Source organism: Curtobacterium sp. C2H10, from assembly GCF_025407985.1.
In the GTDB taxonomy this organism is placed as follows: Bacteria; Actinomycetota; Actinomycetes; order Actinomycetales; family Microbacteriaceae; genus Curtobacterium.
Window position 1 is genome coordinate 1 of the sequence record NZ_JABXGF010000033.1, and the last position, 22186, is coordinate 22186.

Consider the following 22186-nt stretch of genomic DNA (forward strand, 5'->3'; position numbering starts at 1 on the left):
AACCGGACGATCGCGCGGTTCGACGTGTCTTTGGTTGTGCGCACGTCTGGCCGGCGGACGGGCGGGCGCGGCGCGCTCCGCCCCGCCGCGTCAGCGCGGGAGCGGCCGCGACAACGCCCGGTCGGCGATCGTCAGGACGCTCAACAGCACCGCGACTCCCACGATCACCCACGCCAGCACGTGCAGGTCCGGCGTCGTCGGGGCCTGGCCGAACACCCCGCCGATCAGCGAGGACGCCCCGATCGCTCCGATGTACACGCTCGTCCGGGACAGCCCCGCCGCGGTCCCGATGTACTCCGCGGGCACCACCCGGTAGAGCGCCGCCTGGTTCGACACGGACGCCAGGGCCTGCGGCACGCCGAACAGCGCCGGCGCGAGGACGAGCAGGAACACCGGCGACCCGGTGTGGAGCAGCAGGAGGAGCAGCCCGCCGACGATCGGCACCACGGCCGCGACGATGAGCGGCCCCCGCACGGCGGTCTTCCGGGCGATGAGGAACGACGCGACCCCCGCGACGATCGCCGCGGGCAGCTGCATGTACCCGGCGACGTCGCTCGAGTACCCCGCGACGTCCTGCACCCACTGCGAGAACCCGTAGGTCATCGTGTACGCCAGCAGGTAGACGAGGAACAGCCGCATGTACGTGCGCGAGAGGGCACCGTTCCGGGCGAGCATTCGAACGTCGACGAAGGGCCGCACGGCGCGGAGCTCCCAGAGCACGAGCGCGACGAGCAGCACGACCGCCGTGCCGAGCAGCCACCAGAGTCCGGCGGACAGGTCGAGCAGGAACACGAGCAGCGCCGACACGAAGCCGGTCATGAGCAGCATCCCGAACGGGTCGAGTGCGGTGAGGACGGGCAGGTCCTCGTCGGTCCGCGGCCGGAGCTTGTCGGACGGCAGCCACAGCGCGGAGACGACGATCCCGAAGGCGGCGAGCGGGACGTTCACGAGGAAGATCGCGTGCCACCCGAACGCGGCGATGAGCGCTCCACCGAGGGGCGGCCCGGCGGCGGCGGACACGAGCGACGTGATCGACAGCGCACCGAGCACGAGCGGCGGGGTGGGCTTCCCGATGCGGGCGGAGTGCTGGCGCAGGGTCGTCAGCGCGGCCGGGTACGCCGACGAGGTGCCGATGCCGATCAGCACGCGCGCGAACACCGCGCCGCCGAAGCCGGTCAGGAACTCGGGCACGATCCCGGCGATCCCGACGATGACGAGTCCGGTCAGGAACACCTTCTTCGGACCGAACCGGTCGGCGAGCTTGCCCATCGTCGGCTGCGCGATGGCGCTCGCGAGGTACAGCGCCGCGACGAGCCAGATCGCCTGCGCGGCACCGATCCCGAGGTCGCGGGAGATCGGCGCGAGGGCGACCGACACCATCGTCGTGTTGATCGGGTTGAGCAGCGGTCCGACCAGGACCGGCACGAGGAGCTTCGGGCCGAAGCCGCTGCCGCCGGGGCCGGTCGACGGGGAGACGGGTGTGGGGGCGGTTGCGGTGGACGTGGTCGGCTGCCTTTGCGAGGGGGTCGCGCCGTGACGGCCAGGAGGCGCGGCTCGCGTCGGTCGACGCGGGTCGCCCCTCAGGGTGGTCACGGTTCGACGAGGGGTTCGAGGATGCGGAGGGAGCGGGCGACCGTGGCACGGTCGTCGGGGTCGAGCGTCGCGAGGCGCTCGGCGAGCAGGCGGGTCCGGGCGCGGTGGGACTCGTCGCGGGCGGCGCGACCGGCGTCGGTCGCGGCGACGATGGTCCGGCGCCCGTCGGTCGGGTCCTGCGTGCGGGTGACGAGGCCGAGATCCTCGAGCGCCTGGACGGTCGCGCCCATCGACTGCGGCCGGACGCCCTCGGCGCGGGCGAGTTCGGCGGTCGTGGTCGAGCCGTCGCGGACGAGCCGACCGAGTGCGGCGGACTGCGAGGCCGTGACGTCGTCGACCTTGCCGACCAGGGTCGTGCGGCGGATCTTGCCGTACAGCGTCAGCAGCGCACCGGCGAGTACGTCCGATCCGTCACCGTCCGATTCCATACCGTCACGGTACTACTTCGACAGGCGAACTTGCAAGGCTGCCTTCTGAAATCAGGGCTCGAAGACGATCCGCCGCTTCGTCACCACGAACCCCGCACGCTCGAACGCCCGACGCATCGGGGTGTTCGTCGCGTCCGTCGTCCCGACCACCCGCGGTGCACCGGCAGCGCCGTGCACCCGGACCGCCTCGGCCAGCAGTCCGTCGACGATGCCGCGCCCCCGGTGCTGCGGCAGGACGCCGATGGAGCTGACGGCCGCGTCGTACGCCGTCCGGGTCGCGATGACGAAGCCGACGACGAGCCCCTCCGCGTCGAGGGCGATCCGCCACCCGTCCCGTGATCCGGGCAGCGACCGGTAGAACGCGAGGTCGTCGGCGGCCGCACCCCGCGAGCCCAGTTCGGCGACCGCGGCCAGCGTGTGTGCGTCGAGGCTCCCGACGGTGACGCGCGCGAAGAGGTCCACGAACTCGGCGTCGTCGCCGCCGCGGAACCGCAGGGCCGGCGTCGACCCCGGCCCCGTCGCGGGAGCGCCCGGCTGTTCGAGCGCGACGCTGACCCGCTCGGTCATCCGTCCGAGTCCGGCGGCACGGGCCGCTTCCGTCCGCCACCGCACGGCCGCGACGGCGTCGTCGTCCGTGTGCCAGTCCACCGCGACGTCGACGATCCACTCCGGCAGCGAACCGAACGCGGCGGCGCCGGCGGCGATGAGTCCGGCGGCGATCTCCCGGCGCTCGTCGGGGTCGGACGACCCCGGTGCGATGAGCAAGTCGTCGAGTGTCGACGGTGCCGTGGCGTCCGCGCCGCCCCACCACAGGGCGCGGCCGACGGGACGACCGTCCCGCAGGGCCAGCCACGACCACTCCGGGCGGTAGTTGCCCGTGGCGGACTCGGCCCGGTACCGGTCCGCACCGATCCACGCGACCGGTTCGTCCGTCGAGAAGGCGAGCAGCGCCTCCAGGGTGTCACCGTCGACGGGGCGGAAGGCGACGCTCACCGCGGACCGGTCAGGGTCTCGACCAGGTGCTCCTGCACGTACCCGAGCCAGTCGTAGACGTCCCGGAGGCCGACGCCCGCGTCGGCGGTGTACGACTGCTCCTCCGTGGCGGAGTCCACGATCCCCAGCCGGTCCGCGATCGTCAGCCGCAGGTCCGTCAGGCAGCGCAGCCAGGCCTGCTCGTCCGAGGTCTCGAAGGCGCCGTCCCGTGCCCCGGTGAGCCACGCGTGCACGGCCCGGGCGTTCTCGGTCTTCCTCGCCACCAGGTCCGACTCGGTCCACCGCCGGAACTCCGCGCTCGCCTCGGCGTCGTCGCGGTAGGCGTCCGGGAACATCCGCGCCGCGACCGGGTCGGATGCGAGGTCCCCGTCGAGCACCTGCTGCAGCTGCTCGGTCAACGACGTGAGCACGCCGCGCTCGCCGGAGGACATGGCGAGGTGCACGCCGTCGGCACGGCGGACGAACGGGATCACGGAGCGGGCGCCCTGTCCACCGAGGCCTGCAGCCCGTAGCCGTGCATGGCCTCGACGTGGGCCTCCATCGCTTCGCGCGGGCCGGTCGCCACGATCGCGCGTCCCTCGTCGTTCACCTGGCGCATGAGTCGCTCCGCCTTCGCCCGCGGGAAGCCGAAGTGCTGCTGGAAGACGTAGGTCACGTAGGACATGAGGTTCACCGGGTCGTCCCACACGACGGCGACCCACGGCGTGTCCGGTCGCACGCTCGTGCGGGCGTCGGTGCGCTCGTCCACGTCGGGCGTCAACAGGGTCATGCACCCAGGGTGACACGAACCTGCTCGCTCGGTACGATCGGGGGGTCGCGACTGGCGTTGGATGGGTCACCATCGGGGAGCGACACCTGACACGGTGCGCGGCCGTACGCCTGGGCCGCGCCCACCCGTCCACCTCGTCGTGCGCGTGCGCGACGGAACAGACAACGAGGAGTCCCGTGTCCATCACCGATCTGCCCCCCGCAGCCACCAACACCGCCTTCAACGCCCCGCTGAACGAGGTCGACCCCGAGATCGCCCGCGTCCTCGAGCAGGAGCTCGGCCGCCAGCGCGACACCCTCGAGATGATCGCGTCGGAGAACTTCGTGCCGCGCGCCGTCCTCGAGTCGCAGGGCTCCGTGCTCACGAACAAGTACGCCGAGGGTTACCCGGGCAAGCGCTACTACGGCGGCTGCGAGTACGTCGACGTCGCCGAGCAGCTCGCCATCGACCGCGCGAAGGCGCTCTTCGGCGCCGAGTACGCCAACGTCCAGCCGCACTCGGGCGCCACGGCCAACGCGGCCGTCCTGCACGCCATCGCCTCCGCCGGCGACACCATCCTCGGCCTCGAGCTCGCGCACGGCGGTCACCTGACCCACGGCATGAAGCTCAACTTCTCCGGCCGCATCTACAACGCCGTCGCGTACGGCGTCGACCCGGAGACGTTCGAGGTCGACTACGACGACATCCGCGCCAAGGCCATCGAGCACCAGCCGAAGGTCCTCATCGCCGGCTGGTCCGCCTACCCGCGCCAGCTCGACTTCGCGAAGTTCCGTGAGATCGCGGACGAGGTCGGCGCGAAGCTCTGGGTGGACATGGCGCACTTCGCCGGTCTCGTCGCCGCCGGCCTGCACCCGTCCCCGGTGCCGCACGCCCACGTGGTGTCCTCGACGGTGCACAAGACCCTCGGTGGCCCCCGCTCCGGCATCATCCTGTCCAACGACGAGTCGCTCTTCAAGAAGCTCAACTCGGCCGTGTTCCCGGGCCAGCAGGGCGGTCCGCTCATGCACGTGATCGCCGCCAAGGCCACCGCGTTCCTGCTCGCCGCCACCCCGGAGTTCAAGGAGCGCCAGGAGCGCACGATCCGCGGTGCACAGGCGCTCGCCGCACGGCTGACGGCCGACGACGCGAAGGCTGCGGGCATCGACGTCCTCACCGGTGGCACCGACGTGCACCTCGTGCTCGTGGACCTCCGCACGTCCGAGGTCGACGGCAAGCAGGCCGAGGACCTCCTGCACGAGGTCGGCATCACCGTGAACCGCAACTCCGTGCCGTTCGACCCGCGCCCGCCGATGGTCACCTCGGGTGTCCGCATCGGCACCTCGGCGCTGGCCACCCGTGGCTTCGGCGACGCGGAGTTCACCGAGGTCGCGGACATCATCGCGCTGACCCTCATGCCGAACCCCGACATCGACGCGCTCTCGGCCCGGGTGAAGGCCCTGACCGACGCGTTCCCGCTCTACGCGTGAGCGGCGCCGCCCCGTCGCCCGCGCCGCTGCCGCGCGAGCGCTGGGCGGGTGAGGGCAGTGCCGTCCGCATCGACGGCACCGCCCTCGCCGCCCGCACGCTCGACGACCTGAAGGTCCGCATCGACCGGCTGCACGACCACGGGTTCCGCCCCGGGCTCGGCACGATCATGGTCGGCCAGAACGCGGGCTCGGTGTCCTACGTCGCGGGCAAGCACCGCGACTCGGCGCAGATCGGGCTCGACTCGGTCCGCATCGACCTGCCCGAGACCGCGTCGGCCGCCGACATCCGGGCAGCGATCCTGCAGATGAACGACGATCCCCGGGTCACCGCGTTCATCGTGCAGCTCCCGCTGCCGCAGGGGATCGACCCGATCCCGATGCTCGAGCTGATGAACCCGGCGAAGGACGCCGACGGCCTGCACCCGACCAACCTCGGTGAGCTCGTGCTCGCCGTCCCGGGCGGTGCCGGCACGATCGACGCACCCCTGCCGTGCACCCCGCGCGGCATCGTCGCGATGCTCGAGGCGTACGACGTCCCGATCCGGGGCCAGCACGTCACGATCATCGGGCAGGGGCTCACGGTCGGTCGTCCGCTCGGGCTGCTCCTCACGCGGCTCGAGGCCACCGCGACCCTCACCCACTCCCTCACCGAGGACGTCGCCGCCGAGTGCCGCCGGGCGGACATCATCGTCGCCGCGGCCGGTGTCGCGGGGCTCGTGCAGCCGGACTGGGTGAAGCCCGGTGCGGCGGTCATCGACGTCGGCATCAGTCGCGTGGTCTCCCCGGAGACGGGCAAGGCTCGCCTCCGGGGCGACGTCGACCCCGCGGTCGCCTCGGTGGCGGGCTTCCTGTCGCCGACGCCCGGCGGTGTCGGCCCGATGACCCGCGCGATGCTGATGAAGAACGTGGTCGAGGCCGCCGAGCGCCACCTGCACTAGCGCGCGTCGCGCGTGCCGCGCTGTGCGCTTCGTGAGCAGAAATGGTCGGGTCCCGTCGTGGAACCCGACCATTTCTGCTCACGAAGCACGGTCGGGAGGCGCGGGTCGCCGCCGCCACGTCCGCGCGGGCCCGAGGTGGCCGGGCCTGGGGCGTGCCTCGGACGGGCGCTTCTGCCGCGGCCGGCACCGCGCTACCGTTCGGGCATGACCACCTCCGCCGCGGAGCCCCGGGCACGCGAGTCGCTCTTCACGAAGGACGCCCGCAAGCTCGTCTGGATCACGCTGCTGTGCCTGTTCCTGCAGGTCCTCGGACAGAACTGGTCCGCTCAGCCGCGGCTGCCCGGCAGCACGGACGTGCACGAACTCGGCTTCGTGCAGTTCGAGGCCCGGCCGTGGATCGGGTGGGTGCTCCTCACGGTCGGCCTCGCGGTGGCCGGCTTCGTCGCCGGGGTCGCTCGGCGCGGAGCCGCACGGTGGGACCAGGACCGCGTGCTCGCGCTCGGTCTGGCCGGGGTGGTCGGGGTGACCGTGCTGGTGTGGGTGCTGTTCATCGTGCAGTGGCAGTGGGTGTACTGGGCCGTCGCGCACGGCGACCTGCACCCGTTCACGATCGGCGACGTCTCGTGGTCGATCCAGCGACTCGAGGGCGCGCCGTGAGCGTCGACCGCAGTGCTACGGTCTCGAACATGGGGGAGAACGTGCAGACCGCGCCCGTGATGGCGCACGCCGGACGGCAGCTGCGACCGCGAGCGCGGGGCCTCGTGCTGATCGGGGCCGTCGCGCTCCTGTCGTACCCGACGCTCACGATGTGGTCCGCCTCGTCGGAGTACGGCGGGACGGACAGCGACGGGCACTGGATCGACAACGCCGGCAACCCGCTGTCGAGTGCGCCGCCCACCGTGAACGTCGAGGGACACACGGCGCCGGCCGCGATCGCCGTCCTGCTCCTCGTGGTCGTCGTCGGGGTGTTCCTGCCGCCGATGCTCGCGCGGTTCGGCAAGCGCTCGCTCGGTGACGTCGTCCGGTTCGCGGCGTACCTGGCCGTCCCGGTGGTCGTCGTGGTCGGCGTGCTGATCTACACCGTGTGGCAGGGGCACGTCGTGATGGACCAGATCGACCACGAGGTCCTGCACCCGCACGGCTTCCCGTGGGGCGGCGTGACCGTCACCACCGGGCACGCGACCCGCTGACCCGCGGCCCCCGGCCGGCCGGCCCGCGGGACCCGGCGCGTCAGTCGCGCCGGGCGCCCTGCGCGGCGTGCACCGTGAACACCGTCGGCTCGCGGTACCCGGCCGCGGCGAAGGCGGCGGTGACCGCGTCTGCGATCGTCTGCCGCGCCTCCTGGTCGACCAACGCGATCGCCGCACCACCGAAGCCGCCACCGGTCATCCGCGCGCCCACCGCACCGTGCTCCATCGCGGTCGCGACCGCGAGGTCGAGCTCCGGCACCGAGATCTCGAAGTCGTCCCGCATCGACTCGTGCGACGCGACCAGCAGGGACCCGATCGCCCGCGGCCCGTGCTCGCGTAGCGTGCGGACGGTGTCGAGGACGCGCTGGTCCTCGGTCACGACGTGCCGGACACGGCGGAAGGTCTCGTCGTCGAGGAGTTCCTGCGCGCGCGGCAGGTCGTCGACCGACAGGTCGCGGAGCGCCTCGACGCCCATCACGGCCGCACCGTGCTCGCACGACTCGCGACGGGCCTTGTAGCCGCCCGTGGCGTGCGCGTGCTCGACGCGCGTGTCGACGACGAGCACCTCGAGCCCGTTCGCCTCGAGCGCCAGGTCGACCACGGCGGTGTCGAGCGTGCGGCAGTCGAGGAAGACGACCGCGTCCTGCTCGCCGAGCAGCGACGCGGACTGGTCCATGATCCCGGTGGGGGCGCCGACGGCGTGGTTCTCGGAGTACTGGCCGACCCGGGCCAGGGTCTTCCGGTCGAGCCCGAGCTCCCACAGGTCGTTGAAGGCGAGTGCGACGCCGCACTCGATCGCCGCGCTCGACGAGAGCCCGGCACCGACGGGGACGTCCGACTCGATGAAGACGTCGAAGCCGGTCTTGCCGGTGAGGTCCGCGCCCGCCTGCTCGCGGAGTGCCCACGCGATGCCGAGGACGTACGCCGACCAGCCGTCCATGCGCTCGGGCGCGAGCTCGTCGAGGGAGAGCTCGACGACGGTGCCCGCGTCGAACGCCGACGCGACGCGCAGCAGCCGGTCGTCCCGGGGCGCGATCGAGGCGGTCGTGCGACGGTCGATGGCGAAGGGCAGCACATACCCGTCGTTGTAGTCGGTGTGCTCGCCGATGAGGTTGACCCGGCCGGGCGCGGAGTACCGTACCGCGGGCTCGTACCCGTAGACCTGCTGGAACGTCATGCGCGTTCGATCCCTCCTCGGATGAACTCGGCCGCCTTCTCGGGGACGAGGTCCCCGATCCACGCGCCCATGGCGGCTTCGCTGCCGGCCAGGAACTTGAGCTTGTCCGCCGCGCGACGCGGGGACGTGATCTGGAGCATGAGCCGCACGGTGTCGCGGCCGGTGTGCACCGGCGCCTGGTGCCACGCGGCGATGTACGGCGTCGGGTCGTCGTAGAGCTTGTCGATCCCGCGGGTGAGCCGCAGGTGCATGTGCGCCAGCTCGTCCTTCTCGGCGTCGGTGAGCCCGGCGAAGTCGGGGACGTGCCGGTGCGGGAGCATGTGGATCTCGATGGGCCAGCGTGCGGCGAAGGGCACGAAGGCGGTGAAGTGCTCACCGGCGAGGACGACCCGGTCGGAGGCGCGCTCGTTCGCGAGGTGCTGCTCGAACAGGTCCGGCCCGAACCGCTCGATGCTCTCGAGCAGGCGCTGGGTGCGCGGGGTGACGTAGGGGTAGGCGTAGATCTGCCCGTGCGGGTGGTGGAGCGTGACGCCGATGGCCTCGCCCCGGTTCTCGAACGGGAAGACCTGCTGGATGCCGGGCATCTCAGACAGCGCCGCCGTGCGGTCCGCCCACGCCTCGACCACGGTGCGGGCGCGTGACTCGGAGATCGACGCGAAGGAGCCCTCGGTCGCGGGCGAGAAGCAGACGACCTCGCACCGCCCGACGCTCCGGAACTGCCGGTTCAGCCCGACCTCGGTCAGGGAGTCAAGCGACGGCGGGGCGTCGTCCGCCCCGTCGGCTCCAGCGAGCATCGGGCCGAAGGACGGGGAGCGGTTCTCGAACACCGCGACGTCGTAGCGGCTGGGGATCTCGGAGGGGTTCTCCGCCGACTGCGGCGCGAGCGGGTCCTGGTCGGCCGGCGGCAGGAACACGCGGTTCTGCCGGCTCGCCGCGATGGACACCCACTCGCCCGTGAGGACGTCCTGCCGCATGCGTGCCGTCTCCGGCCGCGGGTCGAGGACACGCTGGTCGACGCTGCGTTCTGCGGGCAGCGTCGAGTCGGCGTCGTCGAAGTAGAAGAGGTCGCGTCCGTCCGCGAGCTTCGTCACGCGCTTGGTGATCACCGCACAACCCTAGCGGCTCCACGAAGCATTGCGAAAGTGTTCGTAAGCACGCGAAACTGGTGGCATGACGGACGACGACCTCTCCTTCCTGGCCGGCGCACTCCCCGCGCCGCTGCGGCAGGACCGCATCGTCTCGATCGTCGAGGGCGCGCCCGGACTCGTCCGCACGGCCGCCCTGGCAGCGGCCCTCGGCACCAGCGAGGTGACCGTCCGGCAGGACCTCTCCCTGCTCGACCAGGAGGCGCGGATCCGGCGGGTCCGCGGCGGTGCCGTCCGCCTCGGGGCCGGTTCCACCGAGCGCCCCTTCGAGGAGACCGCCGTCGAGCACCAGGTGGCCAAGGCCGCCATCGGCCGCGCCGCGGCGGCGCTCGTGCGCTCCGGGCAGTGCGTCGTGCTCGACGTCGGCACCACGCCCGCCGCCGTGGCGACGGCACTGGTCGCGCGCGAGGACCTCGTCGACGTCACGGTGGTCACGAACTCGCTGACGACCGCGCTCGTGCTCGAGGCCGCCGTCCCGCGCTTCACCGTCATCGTCACCGGGGGGACGCTCCGTCCGCTGCAGCACTCCCTCGTGGCGCCGTTCAACGGCACGCTGCTGCCGATGATCGCCGCGGACCTCGTGTTCCTCGGTGGCACCGGGGTCGACGTCGCGCACGGCCTCACCAACGTGAACCTGCCCGAGACCGAGGCGAAGCGGATGCTCGCGGCCGCGGCTCGGCGTACGGTCGTGGTCGCGGACGGGTCGAAGTTCGGCCGGGCCCACATCGGGGTCGTCCGCGCGCTCGAGGACATCGACGTCGTCGTCACCGCCGAGACCACGGCGGAGCAGGTCGCCCCGATCCGGGCGGCCGGCGTCGAGGTGGTCGTGGCGGACGAGCCGGCAGTACCCGCACCATCTGCACCATCCGCACGATCCGCACCATCCGCACCGGGAAGGACCCGTACCTCATGACCGCAGCTCCCACCGGAGGGCAGTACCACCTCCGCCACGCCGGACCCGACGGGGTCGTCGAGGCGATCGTCACCGAGGTGGCGGCCGGCATCCGGGAACTCCGCGTCGCGGGGTTCGACCTCACCGAGCCGTTCCCCGTCACGTCGCAGCCGCCCGGGGCGAACGGGATCGTGCTCGCGCCGTGGCCGAACCGCGTCGCCGGCGGCGTGTGGGAACTCGACGGGAAGCAGCAGCAGCTCGACGTCTCCGAGCCGAAGTACGGCAACGCCTCGCACGGGTTGCTCCGGTTCGCGCCGTACCGCGTGGTCTCCCAGACCGAGTCCGGCATCGTCCAGGAAGCCACGATCCACCCGCAGCACGGCTGGCCCTTCACGCTCGAGACCCGCGTGCACCACGAGCTCGTCGACGACGGCATCCGGGTGACGCACGAGGTCGTGAACCGCTCCGGCGCGCGTGCGCCGTTCGCGATCGGCGCGCACCCGTACCTCCGTGCCGGGGACACCCCCGCCGAGGACCTCGTGGTCCGGCTCGACGCGGCGACGGCGTTCACCGTGGACGAGCGGAAGATCCCGAACGGCACCGTGGCCGTCGACGGCACCCCGTTCGACCTGCGCTCCGGCGTCCGCGCCGGTGACGCCGACCTCGACACCGCCTACACGGACGTCACACCCGACGCCGAGGGGATCCGCCGCACGACGATGCACGGGCCGGAGGGCGACGGCGTCGAACTCTGGCAGGACGCGTCGTTCCCGTACGTGCAGGTGTTCACCTCCCGCGAGTTCCCCCGTGGCGACGGCACCGGGCTGGCCGTGGCGGTGGAGCCGATGACGGCGCCGGCCGACGCGCTCAACTCCGGGGAGGGGCTGCGCTGGCTCGAGCCCGACGAGGCCTGGACCGGCAGCTGGGGCATCCGCCGCGTCTGGTCCTGACCCGGGCGCGGCCGGTCCGCAGCCGAGACTCGGCCGTGCGGACGGTTTCGCGTGCCCAGCGCCGCTGATCTGTCCGCGGAGGCGAGACTCGGGCGGGTGGGGCACCCGCCGCTGGTCCGCGCCGGACACGACGAAGGCCGCCCCGAGGTGGGGTGGCCTTCGTCGTTCGTCCGGGAGGGTCAGGCGCGACGCATGCGCAGCGCCTCGACCGCGAGGGACTCGCTCGCGTAGCGGCCCACCTCGTGCGCCCACGCCGGGTCGTCCCCGCGGAGGGCGATGAAGTCCTTGCGCTGCCGGCAGACGTAGCCGAGCACCGCGGTGCCGGTCGCGACCTCGACGAAGTCCTTGCGGATGTGGCGGGTCGTGACCTGGGCGTTCCGGCGGAGCGTGTCGAGTAGGAGCTCGTTGCTCATCGTCGTGTTGGTCGCTGCTGCGAGCTCGACGATGCGGCGCGCATCACCGGTGGTGCTGGTCTGCGTGGCTTCGATGGGCTCGATCACGGTGTACCCCGTTCGTTCTGCGATGGTGCGGTGCTGCAGGATCCGTCGATCGGATCCGGGAACGACACTATCGGCGGCAGCCCAACAGTCGGCTGAACGCGGACTGAACTGTGCAGTGGAACCACCCTGAGGCTCCTGAGGACGACTTGTACCCCGGTCGAGTGCTCAGAGGCACTGCTCGCCGTCGGGCTGCGTCGCGAGCTGCTCGAGCTCGGCGTCGATCTTGCCCGCGAGGTACAGGTACCCGGCGTCGTTGAGGTGCTGCTGGTCGGTCGCGGCGTAGCTGCCGCTGTTCATCGCGGTGAACCACTGCCCGTCGATCGCGTCGATGTACGGGACGCCCACGGCGCTGGCACCGGCGGCCACCGCGTCGTTGATGCCGGTCGTGGCCTCGGCGCGCGGTTGGGGTGCCGACGGGCCGATCGCCACCACGACCGCGTCCGGCCACTGCACCTCGGCCTGCCGGAGCGTCCGTTCGACAGTCTTCTCGAGGGTGGCGGAGTCGGTGAGCCAGTCGTTCTGGCTGCCCTGGACGATGACGAGGTCCGGCGTGAGTGCTGCCCGCTGCTCGATCCGGGACAGGTAGACGGCGCGCGAGGAGCGACCGCGGCCGGGGTTCACGTAGCCGGTGCCCGGGTAGCCGTTGATGGTGGCGTCCCACTGCCGCTCGGACACGAGGTCCTGCGCCCACCCGTGCACGTCGTCGTAGGAACCGCGACCCGTCGTGTACGAGTCGCCGACGATGAGGACGTCGGAGCCCGGGGCGATCGCGTCCGCAACCTGCTCAGCCGAGAAGTCGGACGTCGCGGGCACCGGCTGGCAGGCGTCGGACACGGCGGGCAGCATGACGAGCAGCCCGGCGATGCCGAGGCACATGGCGCCGAGGGCGATCGCGGGGACCGCTCGTCGGCGCCTGGTCTGCGCGGTGGACCGACGGGAGCCGCCGGGCACACCGCCGTCGGTTCGTCGAGCCACACCGGGATTGTAGGTGCTCAGCATCCGTGCCCCCGGACACCCGCCCGGCGAGGTGCTGAACCGTCAGACAGCCTGCGGGACGGGTGGACGGCTCGAGAGCGACTTCGCGATGTGCTTCGCCAAGCGGTGCGCCGGCAGTTCCACGAGCCGCGAGAACACGTAGGCGACGCCGATGCCGATCGGGATGGCGACGAGGACCAGCCAGGACGGCAGGGCACGCGGGAGGAGGTTCGCGACGGACACGGTGATGGGTTCGTGCACGAGGTAGAGGCTGAACGAGAGCCGTCCGAGCTCGCGGGGGATCGCGCCGAGCAGGAAGCGCTCGGCGGGCAACCACCTGCCGGCGAGCACGACGATCGTGCCGGCCGAGGCGAGGATGATCGCGGGCAGCACGGGCGACCACCACGCCGTCGTCGGCAGCCACCACTTCACGGTGATGCCGAGCAGGCTCACCACGAGCAGGACCCAGCCGAGCAGCGTCGGGACGTCCGGCAGGCGCTCCCAGCCGGCCGCGAGCGCGGAGCCGAGCAGGAACATCGGCAGGTACATCAGCCACTTCGAGTGCTCGTACTCGCCGAGTGCCGACAGGAAGACGGCGACGATGGCGGTCACCCACCACCAGCGTCGGGTGACCGCGGCGATCGAGACGAAGAGCGGCAGGAGCAGGGAGAAGAGGACCTCCCACGTGAGCGACCAGAGCGGGCTGTTCACGAGCGTCGGAGCGAGGAGCGTGAGGTCGTTCACGAGGCCGTGCAGGGTGAACGGCTCGGCGTGCCGGTTGATCCAGAACGACTGGTGCGGCTGGTCCTGCCGGGGCACGAGGAAGAAGAACACGAGCGCGAGTGCGATCGACGCCACCACCGGCAGGTAGAGGCGGACGAGCCGGCTCGGGTAGTAGGCGATCCAGTCCTGCGACCGGCGGAGGGCCGGGAGGGTCAGGACGAAGCCGCTCAGCACGAAGAAGACGAAGACGGCCTCGCTGCCGGCCCACACGAGGTGGGCGGGGGAGTACACCATCCAGCTCGCCCAGTCGGGGACGTCGCGGCGGTAGTTGCCGTCCGAGAGGGTCGGGATTGAGAGGAAGGCGTGGTGGACGACGACGACGGCGGCAGCGACGCCGCGGAGTCCGTCCAGTGAGCCGATCCTGCCGGTTGGGCGATCGCGCATGCCGACGATCCTACGGGAAGCCCGGCCAAGCCAAGGAACGGTCACGTTCGGTGGGCCCCGTGGGGCTCGAACCCACGACCCTCGGATTAGGCGTAGGAGCCTTCCGCGGGGTCGCACCATGTTCCGCTGGCCGCCGACGGACCCGCGGACGGCTGCCTAGGGATTGCGTGGAACTGCGCGAGGTTCCGTCTTTTGTGCGGGGTAAGTTCGGGCTCGCTAAGCGGTCCTGGCGCTTCCACAAGCGCGCGGGACGATCCCCAACCCCTCCGGACGACCAGAGGGAGGACGTGCCAGCACTGCCCGACGTGAGGACCGCGCGTCACTTCGAAGGCTCCGTGCGGGGCGCGTCGGGCTCGCCCGGGGTATCGGAGATGAGGTCCCGCAGGTCCTTTAGCGAGGCGGAAATCCCAGCGGCGAGAAACTCAATTGTCTCAGCCGGATTCATGCCCTCCAGGCCGAGCGCCTTTATCACCTTGCCCGCTTCGCTTCCACCCCAGTGCGCAACACCACCAGAGGACCTCAGTCGCTGAAGCGCCCGAAACGGCTGAACCATGGTGGCGGAGCCGCCTACTCGAACAACCACAGATTCGAGGAGAGCAAGCCCTCGCTCTTCCTCATGACCGGCACCGAGGAATGTCCGTAGGCCCTTCACATCGATCGCGTCGACAAGTGCCTTCGTCAGAGTGATCACTGGCAAGACCAATTCGTGTCGCTCATCAGTCCCTGGAGGCGTAAGTCGCTCGAAGTTGAGTCGGTCGTGGCTATCGAGCTCACGTATGACAGGCGTGCTCAGCCTCTCCAAGGCGGTCTGCCGGAGGCTTTCGAGATTCGCTCGCAACTCCTCCAGGGTGGTCGGGCCACCAGCCCACTCGGCAAGAAAATCACGCCGGAAGCGAGACTCATCCATAGTGCCCCTGGGTGGAACGTTGTAGCTCTTCCAGTGCGCTCGCTCTTGCCATGGAAGATCTCGACCGAGGTCACCAAGGTAAACTTGGATGGAACCTTCTGTGCCTGTGCCTAGCCCGAGAGACCAGAGCCCAAGGCAACTGAGCCGCGTCGCGGTCACCTCGTACTTAGAAGGCTCATCTCGATATTTATTGAGAACGCGCTGGTCAAAGTGCACGAGGGTGAGGTAATGAGGAGCTTCAGGGTTCTTCCCGAAGTAATTCGCCAACCTCTCGGGGTCGCTGGTGAAGACTCGGTCAGAGCCTGTCTGTGGATCCACCCCGATGATGTAGTCGGGGTGCTCGTTGCTCCGCGGGTCCTCGTGATCGAGAGCGGGAGGAATGGGGCCGCTGCTCATCCCGCTGATTAGCCGCTTTCCCAGCAGTCTGGAGAAGGCGTTATAGCCGTGGCCAATAGCGTCGCGAACAGGAGTCCACGTGAAGGACGCCCAAGCATTGCGGAACTGGTCCGACGTAGACGCGAAGGGCGCGGAGTTGGCATAGGTGACAACGTCGTATTGGATGACGGCGACACGTCTTGTCCGCTCAAGGAAGCGGCGGAATTCGCGCGCGCTCACCTCGACGCGCCAGGAGTCGGAAGTGGCAATTGTGCGGACGAGGGGATGCTCGTTGCCTGCGCTATCAAGATAGCTCCAATTGTTGCCGTCTCTCATAGCATTCCAGAACCACTGGAACGGCAAGGACACGTCAACCGTCCGAGGCTTTAGGCCGTGATTCGACTGAGTGTCAACGAAAAACTCGGCGATAATCCCCCGATCGTCCTGCGCGAGGCCTGTCTCGTCGCCGGAGTATTCATCGAAGGAGTAGTCGCCGAGGTACCGAGCATCCCAATCGAAGTGATCTGCTGCGATCGCCCATCCATCAAGGCTGGTCAAGAAGGTTGAGACGCCGGACGAGCCGGACGATGCCGAGTAGTCATGCTCTTCGACAACAAGCCAACCTGTGGGATGCTCCTCGATCGACCCGAGTGCGCCACTAGGCCACAACTCGGTTGCGTAGTCACCGGGCGGCTGCTGCCACTCGGCGGCAAGCGACGGGGAGTCGTCCGTGTATCCAGGAATCTTGGGGAGCATGCTCGTCCGTTCGTCACCACGATCACTCGCGGATGTGAGTATCGGTCGCAAGTCTGCCGCTACCTATCGCGAAGCTGATGTACCCCGTAGTGGGCACACCACCCTGAGTCGTCCTGGCAGCGTAGCGATCAAGAGGGCTCCTGAGACTCGCTGTCGTTCGGGCCTCTTCGTGACGCCGCGTCGATCGACAGACCCAGTCGCCAGTCCTGGTCGAGAGGTCTAGTACCGGCGGCGGGAGGCGCGCGCGCCATGGCGCTGTGCTCGGACGTGCCTCGCTACTTCCGTCGGTGGAGGAAGGGAACGGTGAGTTCCGGCCGTATCGGTGGTGCGCCAGCGAGAGTGTCGTCGAACACGGAGGCAGACTGGCGCGCGAACCGAGACAGACTGGGCTTCCCTGGCTTCAAATCACACGGCTTCCGCAAGACCGTGGCCACGGTGCTCGACCAGGCTGGGCTGAGCACCCGCGAGATCGCCGAGTTCCTCGGGCACGAGAATCCGAGCCTCACGCAGGACGTGTACATGAGCCGCACCGCCGGTACGGTTAGGGCGGCAGCTGCTCTCGACTCGCTGCTCGCACGGGCTACTGCGGCGTGATTGTTCGGGGAAAGTTCGGGGTGCGGTGCGCCTGGCGCCTTCGATCCCTGCAACTGTGGGCCCCGTGGGGCTCGAACCCACGACCCTCGGATTAAAAGTCCGGTGCTCTACCAACTGAGCTAGAGGCCCTCACCCGCAAGGCTAGCGGGTGAGGGCCTCCGGGAAGAACCGAGGGGACGGGTCAGCTGCGACGCCCGGTGAGCGTGCGGACGAGCCACAGCACGACCGCGACGATGAGCAGCACGAGGCCGACCCAGAGCAGGAACTTCAGGCTCGCGGTGAAGCCACCGACGAACAGCAGGATGACCGCGATCACGGCCAGGATGATGAGCAGGGGGTTCATGGGAGTCCTCTTCCTTCGCGTGCGGGAGGAGCGCCTCCCGATCAGACACCGTACGCGCGACGGAGCGGTTGCGTTCTGGGCGAACGGAGGGCGGGCGCGTCACCGGCCGTGCCTACACTGACGCGGTGCCTCGCGATCACCACCGTCCCGTCCACTTCACCGACCAGGAGTTCGCCGCGATCCAGGGCGGCGAGGACCCGGCCGTGGTGAACCGCGTCGCGCACGAGACCGCGAACGCCCTGCTCCACCGCGTGCGGCAGGACCCGGACCCGGCGGTCGTCGAGCGCCTGGTGACCTACACGGACGTGCACGGCATCGACGCCATCGCCGAGCTGTGGGCGCGGGTCGGGGCGCACACGCTCCCGGGTGCACTGTGGCGGATCTACCTCGTCCGCACCGTCATCCGGCAGAACCCGGAGGAGATCGCGTACCTCTTCGCGCGCGGCACGGAGCGGATCGGCACGATCGACCAGGCCGTCGCGGGCGCCGAGCAGCCGACCGGGCCGGCGGAGATCCTGACGCTGGCCGACCGGATCCTGCACGGCCTCTACACGGGGGACCTCGCGGTGGCGCTCGACCGCGGTGCCGCGTTCTGCCGGCTCACCGCGGCGGGCGCGACCGCGGTGGCGGACGACGCGGACCTCACGGCGGGGGACCGGGCGTCCGAGCTCACGACGCGTGCGCTGCGCCTGTCGGAACTGGCGGCCGACCTCACCGAGGCGGCGTCGCTCTGGCGCCGCGACAGCCTGGACTGAGCGGGCCGCGGGGCGGACCCGCGCCGCGCCTCCAGACCCGAAAGCGACGACGCCCACCGGGTCACGCAACGCGCACGCACGAAGCGGGCAGAGAAGAACCGGGCCGCAGAAGCGCCTCTCGGCGCGAGGCCGCTCGAAGCGGCGAATTTTGGAGCCCGGGGCTTGCTGCGGCCCGGCGACATCGATTCTACGAGACCGCGGCCGTGCACACGACCCTGTTCACTCTCGGTGGACAGAACCGACGCCGGGCGTGCCCCGAGCGCGCCCCAGCGACAAGCCGTGAGAACCGCTCCAATCCGGTTGGGCGAGGGTGCCGAATCATCACCGTGACAGGCGATGAGCCGGTCACGACAGCGAGGGTCCCGCGAGACCCGGTCCGCTCCCTGGCGGTCAATTCCCTGCGGGTCACGCGGGCCCTCGTGCTGTCCTGCACCACTGTCCCGACCACGAGACCCGAACGCGTGGTCGGACAGGACTCACAGCCAGATCGCAACCGAGAGGAGGGAAACCTGCAATGCTTGCCATCGTGGACAGTGACACCGAGAGCTGGAGCTCGACCGAGCCGGCTCAGGCGTCCCCAGACGACCTCCTCACCCGCGTGGCGTCCGGTGACCAGGCAGCCTTCTCCGACCTGTACGACGTGCTCTCGGGCCGCGTGCTCGGCCTCGTGACCAGGCTCCTCCGGGACCGCGCACAGTCGGAAGAGGTCACGCAAGAGGTCTTCCTCGAGGTCTGGCAGCAAGCCACCCGCTACGACCGCAAGCGCGGCACCGCAGCGAGCTGGATCCTCACCATGGCCCACCGCCGAGCGGTCGACCGGGTGCGGGCATCGCAGTCCTCGCACGACCGTGACACGAAGATCGGCATCCGCGACTTCGAGGCCGGCTTCGACCAGGTCTCCGAGTCGGTCGAGATCCGGATCGAACACGAACGCGTCAGCCGGGCGCTCGCGAAGCTCACCGAGTTCCAGCGCCAGGCAGTCCAACTCGCGTACTACGGCGGCTACTCGCACAGCGAGATGGCCGACCACCTCGGTGTCCCGATCGGCACCGTCAAGACCCGTCTCCGTGACGGGATGATCAGACTCCGCGACGAGATGGGGGTGACATCATGACCGAACGACACGACGACCCCGCACTGCTGACGGGTTCACACGCCCTCGACGCGCTGTCGGAGGACGAGCGGGCACTGCTCGACTCGGCGCTCTCCACTTCTCCGGAGCTGCAGGCCGAGACCGACTCGCTGCGCGAGACCGCGCTGCAGCTCGCCTACGCCGTCACCCCGATCGAGCCGCCCTCGTCGCTCAAGGCGTCGCTGATGGCCCAGATCGCATCGACCCCGCAGGCTGCTCCGGTGGCCTCGCGGTCCGAGCCGGCTGCCACGACCGCTCCGGTTGCTGACGCGCCGGTCGGCGATGCCGGCCAGGAGGCGCGGTTCGCCCCCGCCACGGACCTCACGTCCGCCGGTGGTGCGGCTTCGGAGAAGGCTCGCCGTCGCTGGTTCCAGCGTCCGGCAGCGGCACTCTCCGCCGCAGCCGCCGTCGCCGTGGTCTTCCTCGGCGTCGGACTCGGCGTCGGCACGTCCTTCACGCCCTCGAACGAGCCCGGCCCGGGCACGACCCAAGCGTCCGGCGGACTCGACCGGATCTACGCCGCATCGGACTTCCAGCGCAGCACCGCCAAGGTCGCGGGCGGCGGGACGGCCACGGTCGTCTGGTCGAACGAGGTCGGCAAGTCCGCGGTCATCCTCGACGGGGTCCCTGCGGCTCCGGAGGGCAAGACCTACGAACTCTGGTACATCGGCTCCGAGGGCACCGGCGGCAAGATCAACGCTGCCGGCCTGATGGACGGGGTGTCCTCCGGGGTGCACTCGGCGGTCCTCAAGGGGTCCCTGTCGCACGGTGCGACGATCGGCATGACGGTGGAGCCCGCCGGTGGCTCGGACCAGCCGACGACGACGCCGATCATGGCGGTCCCGACCACCTCGGCCTGACCCGGGCACTGGTTCGCACGTCTCCCCGCTCGCGTGGCACGGTCCGCGGGCGGGGAGTTCGTCGTGCCCGGCGGGTGGCGGTCGCGCGGCGGGGGCGCGGGCGGTCGTGTGCGGGCGGTTCTTGCCCGTGCATCTTCCGACATCGCGCTCGTCGATCGACACGTGCAACGTCGACACATGCACCCGCACCGTCTGCGTGCGCATCGATCGACGTCCCACCGGTCGATCGACTGGTGGACCGTCGGAACATGCCCGCGCACGAGCGCACGAGCGCACGTGCGCCCCGCGCCCCGCGCACGCCGGAAGGCCCGGTGCGCTTCCGTGGCGGACGTGCACCGGGCCTCCTGGTCGACCGTCAGCGCGACGGGCGGACGACGATCATCCGAAGCGGCCGGAGACGTAGTCCTCGGTGGCCTGCACGGACGGGTTCGAGAACATCGTCGCGGTGTCGTCGAACTCGATGAGCTTGCCGGGGGCACCGGTGCCGGCGATGTTGAAGAACGCCGTCTTGTCGCTGACGCGCGAGGCCTGCTGCATGTTGTGGGTCACGATGACGATCGTGTACTCCTTCTTCAGCTCCTCGATGAGGTCCTCGATCGCGAGGGTCGAGATCGGGTCGAGCGCTGAGCACGGCTCGTCCATGAGGAGCACGTCCGGCTGCACCGCGATCGCCCGGGCGATGCAGAGGCGCTGCTGCTGGCCGCCGGACAGCCCCATGCCGGGCTTGTCGAGGCGGTCCTTGACCTCGTTCCAGAGGTTCGCGCCCTGCAGGGACCGCTCGACGACGTCGTCCGACTCGGAGCGGGAGAGGCGCTTGTTGTTGAGCTTCACGCCCGCGAGCACGTTGTCCTTGATGGACATCGTCGGGAACGGGTTCGGACGCTGGAACACCATGCCGACCTGGCGTCGGACGAGCACCGGGTCGACGCCCGCGCCGTACAGGTCGTCGCCGTCGATCTTGACCGAGCCCTCGACGTAGGCGCCCGGGATGACCTCGTGCATGCGGTTCAGGGTGCGGAGGAAGGTGGACTTGCCGCAGCCGGACGGACCGATGAACGCGGTCACGGTGCGGGGCTCGATCGTCATGTCGACGCCCTCGACCGCCTTGAACTTCGAGTAGTAGACGTTGAGGCCGTCGACCTCGATGCGCTTGGACACTGTGTTCCTTCGGGGTGGGTGGATCCGCGCGTCAGCGCGAGAGCTTGGGGGCGAAGAGGCGGGTGATGAAGCGGGCGAGCAGGTTCAGCAGCATCACGATGAGGATGAGCAGGAGGGCTGCCGTCCAGGCCCGGTCGACGAACGGTACCGGGTTGGCGCCCTGCTGCGAGTACTGCGTGTACGCGAACACCGGCAGGGTCATCATCGGGTTCTTGAACAGGTCGTAGTTCATGCTCGCGGTGAACCCGGCGGTGACCAGCAGCGGGGCGGTCTCGCCGATGACGCGGGCGATCGAGAGCATGACGCCGGTGGTGATGCCGGCGAGCGACGTGGGGAGCACGACCTTGAGGATCGTGAGGTACTTCGGGACGCCGAGGGCGTACGAGGCCTCGCGGAGCTCCATCGGCACGATCTTCAGGACCTCTTCGGTGGAGCGCACGACGATCGGGATCATCAGCACCGACAGCGCCACCGAGCCGACCAGGCCGAAGCGGGCGCCCGGGCCGAGGAACAGCGCGAAGAGCGAGTACGCGAAGAGGCCGGCGACGATGGAGGGGATGCCCGTCATGACGTCGACGAAGAACGTGATGCCCTTGGCGAGGGCGCCCGTGCCGTACTCGACGAGGTAGATCGACGTGAGCAGCCCGATCGGCACCGAGATCAGGGCAGCGAACAGCGTGATCTCGAGCGTGCCGATGAGGGCGTGCAGCGCGCCGCCGCCTTCGGAGATGACGCCGCGCATCGAGTACGAGAAGAACTCCACGTCGAAGCGGGCGAGGCCGTCCGCGAGCACCGTGTAGAGCAGGGAGACGAGCGGCAGGACCGCGATCACGAACGCCGTGACGACGAGCGAGGTGATGAGCCGGTCGACGGCCTTGCGACCACCCTCGACGATCCGCGAGACGACCACGATGAGGACGTCGAACAGGACGGTGCCGAGGAAGAGCGCCGCGACGACGTTGAAGTCCTTGACCGCGCCGCCGGCGTTGAGCAGGGCGAAGACGAGGATCAGCGCGACCCAGGAGCCGACGAGGAGCAGCCACGGCACGGACTTGTGCAGCTTGCCGTTGGCGTAGACGTTGCCGGCGACGCCGGACTGACGGATGGCGAGGGACATCGGGTC

The 22186-nt window shown here is 70.3% G+C and carries 24 protein-coding genes, 1 tRNA gene and 1 riboswitch; of the genes, 10 read left to right on the plus strand and 15 right to left on the minus strand.

What is annotated here, in order from left to right:
* Positions 1 to 90: 90 nt before the first annotated feature.
* From HWD93_RS12520 to clpS, 5 genes are read right to left on the minus strand one after another with little or no spacing between them, the layout of a single operon-like run.
* Positions 91 to 1593, minus strand: a complete 1503-nt coding sequence (locus HWD93_RS12520; RefSeq protein ID WP_261646985.1) for an MFS transporter — start codon at positions 1591 to 1593, stop codon at positions 91 to 93.
* Positions 1590 to 2021 (minus strand): MarR family winged helix-turn-helix transcriptional regulator, encoded by a 432-nt coding sequence (locus HWD93_RS12525; RefSeq protein WP_261646986.1) that lies wholly within the window; start codon positions 2019 to 2021, stop codon positions 1590 to 1592. The genes HWD93_RS12520 and HWD93_RS12525 overlap by 4 nt, the downstream gene beginning before the upstream one ends.
* A 51-nt stretch (positions 2022 to 2072) precedes the next feature.
* Positions 2073 to 3014, minus strand: a complete 942-nt coding sequence (locus HWD93_RS19520) for a GNAT family N-acetyltransferase (protein WP_261646987.1) — start codon at positions 3012 to 3014, stop codon at positions 2073 to 2075.
* Positions 3011 to 3487, minus strand: coding sequence for a DUF2017 family protein (locus HWD93_RS12535; protein ID WP_070417774.1), 477 nt, complete (start codon positions 3485 to 3487; stop codon positions 3011 to 3013). The genes HWD93_RS19520 and HWD93_RS12535 overlap by 4 nt, the downstream gene beginning before the upstream one ends.
* Entirely contained in the window at positions 3484 to 3783 is a 300-nt protein-coding gene (gene clpS, locus HWD93_RS12540; protein ID WP_261646988.1) for an ATP-dependent Clp protease adapter ClpS, read from the minus strand. The genes HWD93_RS12535 and clpS overlap by 4 nt, the downstream gene beginning before the upstream one ends.
* Positions 3784 to 3820: 37 nt before the next feature.
* A riboswitch (ZMP/ZTP riboswitch) is annotated at positions 3821 to 3906 on the plus strand.
* Positions 3907 to 3965: 59 nt separating this feature from the next.
* On the opposite strand from clpS, the gene glyA reads away from it, so the two are divergent.
* The 4 genes from glyA to HWD93_RS12560 all read left to right on the plus strand — a co-directional run bounded on the left by glyA (position 3966) and on the right by HWD93_RS12560 (position 7377).
* Positions 3966 to 5249, plus strand: coding sequence for a serine hydroxymethyltransferase (gene glyA, locus HWD93_RS12545; protein ID WP_302847420.1), 1284 nt, complete (start codon positions 3966 to 3968; stop codon positions 5247 to 5249).
* 26 nt (positions 5250 to 5275) lie between these two features.
* Positions 5276 to 6187 carry a tetrahydrofolate dehydrogenase/cyclohydrolase catalytic domain-containing protein gene (locus tag HWD93_RS12550; protein WP_261647001.1) on the plus strand — a complete coding sequence of 304 codons (912 nt, stop codon included), beginning with the start codon at positions 5276 to 5278 and terminating at the stop codon, positions 6185 to 6187.
* A 204-nt stretch (positions 6188 to 6391) separates the two neighbouring features.
* Entirely contained in the window at positions 6392 to 6844 is a 453-nt protein-coding gene (locus HWD93_RS12555; RefSeq protein ID WP_261646989.1) for a hypothetical protein, read from the plus strand.
* A gap of 29 nt (positions 6845 to 6873) precedes the next feature.
* Positions 6874 to 7377 carry a hypothetical protein gene (locus HWD93_RS12560; protein ID WP_261646990.1) on the plus strand — a complete coding sequence of 168 codons (504 nt, stop codon included), beginning with the start codon at positions 6874 to 6876 and terminating at the stop codon, positions 7375 to 7377.
* Between the two features lie 40 nt (positions 7378 to 7417).
* Here HWD93_RS12560 and galK read toward each other — a convergent pair whose 3' ends face one another.
* Both galK and galT read right to left on the minus strand, forming a co-directional pair.
* Complete coding sequence (galK, locus tag HWD93_RS12565) at positions 7418 to 8554, minus strand: galactokinase (protein WP_261646991.1); 1137 nt, start codon at positions 8552 to 8554, stop codon at positions 7418 to 7420.
* Positions 8551 to 9660, minus strand: coding sequence for a galactose-1-phosphate uridylyltransferase (gene galT / locus HWD93_RS12570; protein WP_261646992.1), 1110 nt, complete (start codon positions 9658 to 9660; stop codon positions 8551 to 8553). The genes galK and galT overlap by 4 nt, the downstream gene beginning before the upstream one ends.
* 64 nt (positions 9661 to 9724) lie before the next feature.
* Here galT and HWD93_RS12575 point away from each other — a divergent pair, with 64 nt between their 5' ends.
* A complete protein-coding gene (locus HWD93_RS12575; protein ID WP_261646993.1) occupies positions 9725 to 10612 on the plus strand; it encodes a DeoR/GlpR family DNA-binding transcription regulator in 888 nt (295 codons plus the stop codon).
* Positions 10609 to 11541: an aldose 1-epimerase family protein gene (locus HWD93_RS12580; RefSeq protein ID WP_261646994.1), complete on the plus strand. Its 933-nt coding sequence runs from the start codon at positions 10609 to 10611 to the stop codon at positions 11539 to 11541. The genes HWD93_RS12575 and HWD93_RS12580 overlap by 4 nt, the downstream gene beginning before the upstream one ends.
* Before the next feature lie 179 nt (positions 11542 to 11720).
* On the opposite strand, the gene HWD93_RS12585 is transcribed toward HWD93_RS12580, so the two are convergent.
* The 4 genes from HWD93_RS12585 to HWD93_RS12600 all read right to left on the minus strand — a co-directional run bounded on the left by HWD93_RS12585 (position 11721) and on the right by HWD93_RS12600 (position 16221).
* Complete coding sequence (locus tag HWD93_RS12585) at positions 11721 to 12041, minus strand: hypothetical protein (RefSeq protein WP_070417782.1); 321 nt, start codon at positions 12039 to 12041, stop codon at positions 11721 to 11723.
* A 165-nt stretch (positions 12042 to 12206) separates the two neighbouring features.
* Positions 12207 to 13016: an SGNH/GDSL hydrolase family protein gene (locus HWD93_RS12590; protein WP_175473635.1), complete on the minus strand. Its 810-nt coding sequence runs from the start codon at positions 13014 to 13016 to the stop codon at positions 12207 to 12209.
* Between the two features lie 63 nt (positions 13017 to 13079).
* Positions 13080 to 14183, minus strand: a complete 1104-nt coding sequence (locus tag HWD93_RS12595; protein WP_070417784.1) for an acyltransferase — start codon at positions 14181 to 14183, stop codon at positions 13080 to 13082.
* A 319-nt stretch (positions 14184 to 14502) separates the two neighbouring features.
* The gene (locus HWD93_RS12600) at positions 14503 to 16221 is read right to left on the minus strand and encodes a hypothetical protein (protein WP_071295868.1); all 1719 of its coding nucleotides are present in this window, start codon (positions 16219 to 16221) and stop codon (positions 14503 to 14505) included.
* Between the two features lie 249 nt (positions 16222 to 16470).
* Between HWD93_RS12600 and HWD93_RS12605 the strand changes: the two genes are divergently transcribed.
* Entirely contained in the window at positions 16471 to 16815 is a 345-nt protein-coding gene (locus tag HWD93_RS12605; RefSeq protein WP_083403398.1) for a tyrosine-type recombinase/integrase, read from the plus strand.
* A 56-nt stretch (positions 16816 to 16871) separates the two neighbouring features.
* On the opposite strand, the gene HWD93_RS12610 is transcribed toward HWD93_RS12605, so the two are convergent.
* Positions 16872 to 16944, minus strand: a tRNA-Lys gene (locus tag HWD93_RS12610).
* Between the two features lie 52 nt (positions 16945 to 16996).
* Positions 16997 to 17158, minus strand: coding sequence for a hypothetical protein (locus HWD93_RS12615; RefSeq protein WP_175473634.1), 162 nt, complete (start codon positions 17156 to 17158; stop codon positions 16997 to 16999).
* A 125-nt stretch (positions 17159 to 17283) separates the two neighbouring features.
* On the opposite strand from HWD93_RS12615, the gene HWD93_RS12620 reads away from it, so the two are divergent.
* From HWD93_RS12620 to HWD93_RS12630, 3 genes are all read left to right on the plus strand, one after another.
* Entirely contained in the window at positions 17284 to 17913 is a 630-nt protein-coding gene (locus HWD93_RS12620) for a DNA-directed RNA polymerase subunit beta (protein ID WP_070417785.1), read from the plus strand.
* 514 nt (positions 17914 to 18427) lie between these two features.
* Entirely contained in the window at positions 18428 to 19027 is a 600-nt protein-coding gene (sigK, locus tag HWD93_RS12625; protein WP_071295870.1) for an ECF RNA polymerase sigma factor SigK, read from the plus strand.
* The gene (locus HWD93_RS12630) at positions 19024 to 19905 is read left to right on the plus strand and encodes an anti-sigma factor domain-containing protein (RefSeq protein WP_092385145.1); all 882 of its coding nucleotides are present in this window, start codon (positions 19024 to 19026) and stop codon (positions 19903 to 19905) included. Before sigK ends, HWD93_RS12630 begins: the two co-directional genes overlap by 4 nt.
* Before the next feature lie 378 nt (positions 19906 to 20283).
* Here the strand turns inward: HWD93_RS12630 and pstB are convergent, their stop codons facing one another.
* Together pstB and pstA are read right to left on the minus strand one after the other, a co-directional pair.
* Positions 20284 to 21063, minus strand: a complete 780-nt coding sequence (gene pstB / locus HWD93_RS12635) for a phosphate ABC transporter ATP-binding protein PstB (protein WP_070417788.1) — start codon at positions 21061 to 21063, stop codon at positions 20284 to 20286.
* A 31-nt stretch (positions 21064 to 21094) separates the two neighbouring features.
* A complete protein-coding gene (gene pstA, locus HWD93_RS12640) occupies positions 21095 to 22180 on the minus strand; it encodes a phosphate ABC transporter permease PstA (protein ID WP_092385143.1) in 1086 nt (361 codons plus the stop codon).
* Positions 22181 to 22186 lie beyond the last annotated feature (6 nt).

Bases quoted from the DNA above. Each gene is read 5' to 3' on its own strand.
- HWD93_RS12525 (WP_261646986.1), bottom strand. From the start codon at position 2,021: ATGGAATCGGACGGTGACGGATCGGACGTACTCGCCGGTGCGCTGCTG.
- clpS (WP_261646988.1), bottom strand. From the start codon at position 3,783: ATGACCCTGTTGACGCCCGACGTGGACGAGCGCACCGACGCCCGCACG.
- HWD93_RS12555 (WP_261646989.1), top strand. From the start codon at position 6,392: ATGACCACCTCCGCCGCGGAGCCCCGGGCACGCGAGTCGCTCTTCACG.
- HWD93_RS12560 (WP_261646990.1), top strand. From the start codon at position 6,874: ATGGGGGAGAACGTGCAGACCGCGCCCGTGATGGCGCACGCCGGACGG.
- galK (WP_261646991.1), bottom strand. From the start codon at position 8,554: ATGACGTTCCAGCAGGTCTACGGGTACGAGCCCGCGGTACGGTACTCC.
- HWD93_RS12575 (WP_261646993.1), top strand. From the start codon at position 9,725: ATGACGGACGACGACCTCTCCTTCCTGGCCGGCGCACTCCCCGCGCCG.
- HWD93_RS12580 (WP_261646994.1), top strand. From the start codon at position 10,609: ATGACCGCAGCTCCCACCGGAGGGCAGTACCACCTCCGCCACGCCGGA.
- HWD93_RS12595 (WP_070417784.1), bottom strand. From the start codon at position 14,183: ATGCGCGATCGCCCAACCGGCAGGATCGGCTCACTGGACGGACTCCGC.
- HWD93_RS12600 (WP_071295868.1), bottom strand. From the start codon at position 16,221: ATGCTCCCCAAGATTCCTGGATACACGGACGACTCCCCGTCGCTTGCC.
- HWD93_RS12605 (WP_083403398.1), top strand. From the start codon at position 16,471: ATGGCGCTGTGCTCGGACGTGCCTCGCTACTTCCGTCGGTGGAGGAAG.
- HWD93_RS12615 (WP_175473634.1), bottom strand. From the start codon at position 17,158: ATGAACCCCCTGCTCATCATCCTGGCCGTGATCGCGGTCATCCTGCTG.
- sigK (WP_071295870.1), top strand. From the start codon at position 18,428: ATGCTTGCCATCGTGGACAGTGACACCGAGAGCTGGAGCTCGACCGAG.
- HWD93_RS12630 (WP_092385145.1), top strand. From the start codon at position 19,024: ATGACCGAACGACACGACGACCCCGCACTGCTGACGGGTTCACACGCC.
- pstA (WP_092385143.1), bottom strand. From the start codon at position 22,180: ATGTCCCTCGCCATCCGTCAGTCCGGCGTCGCCGGCAACGTCTACGCC.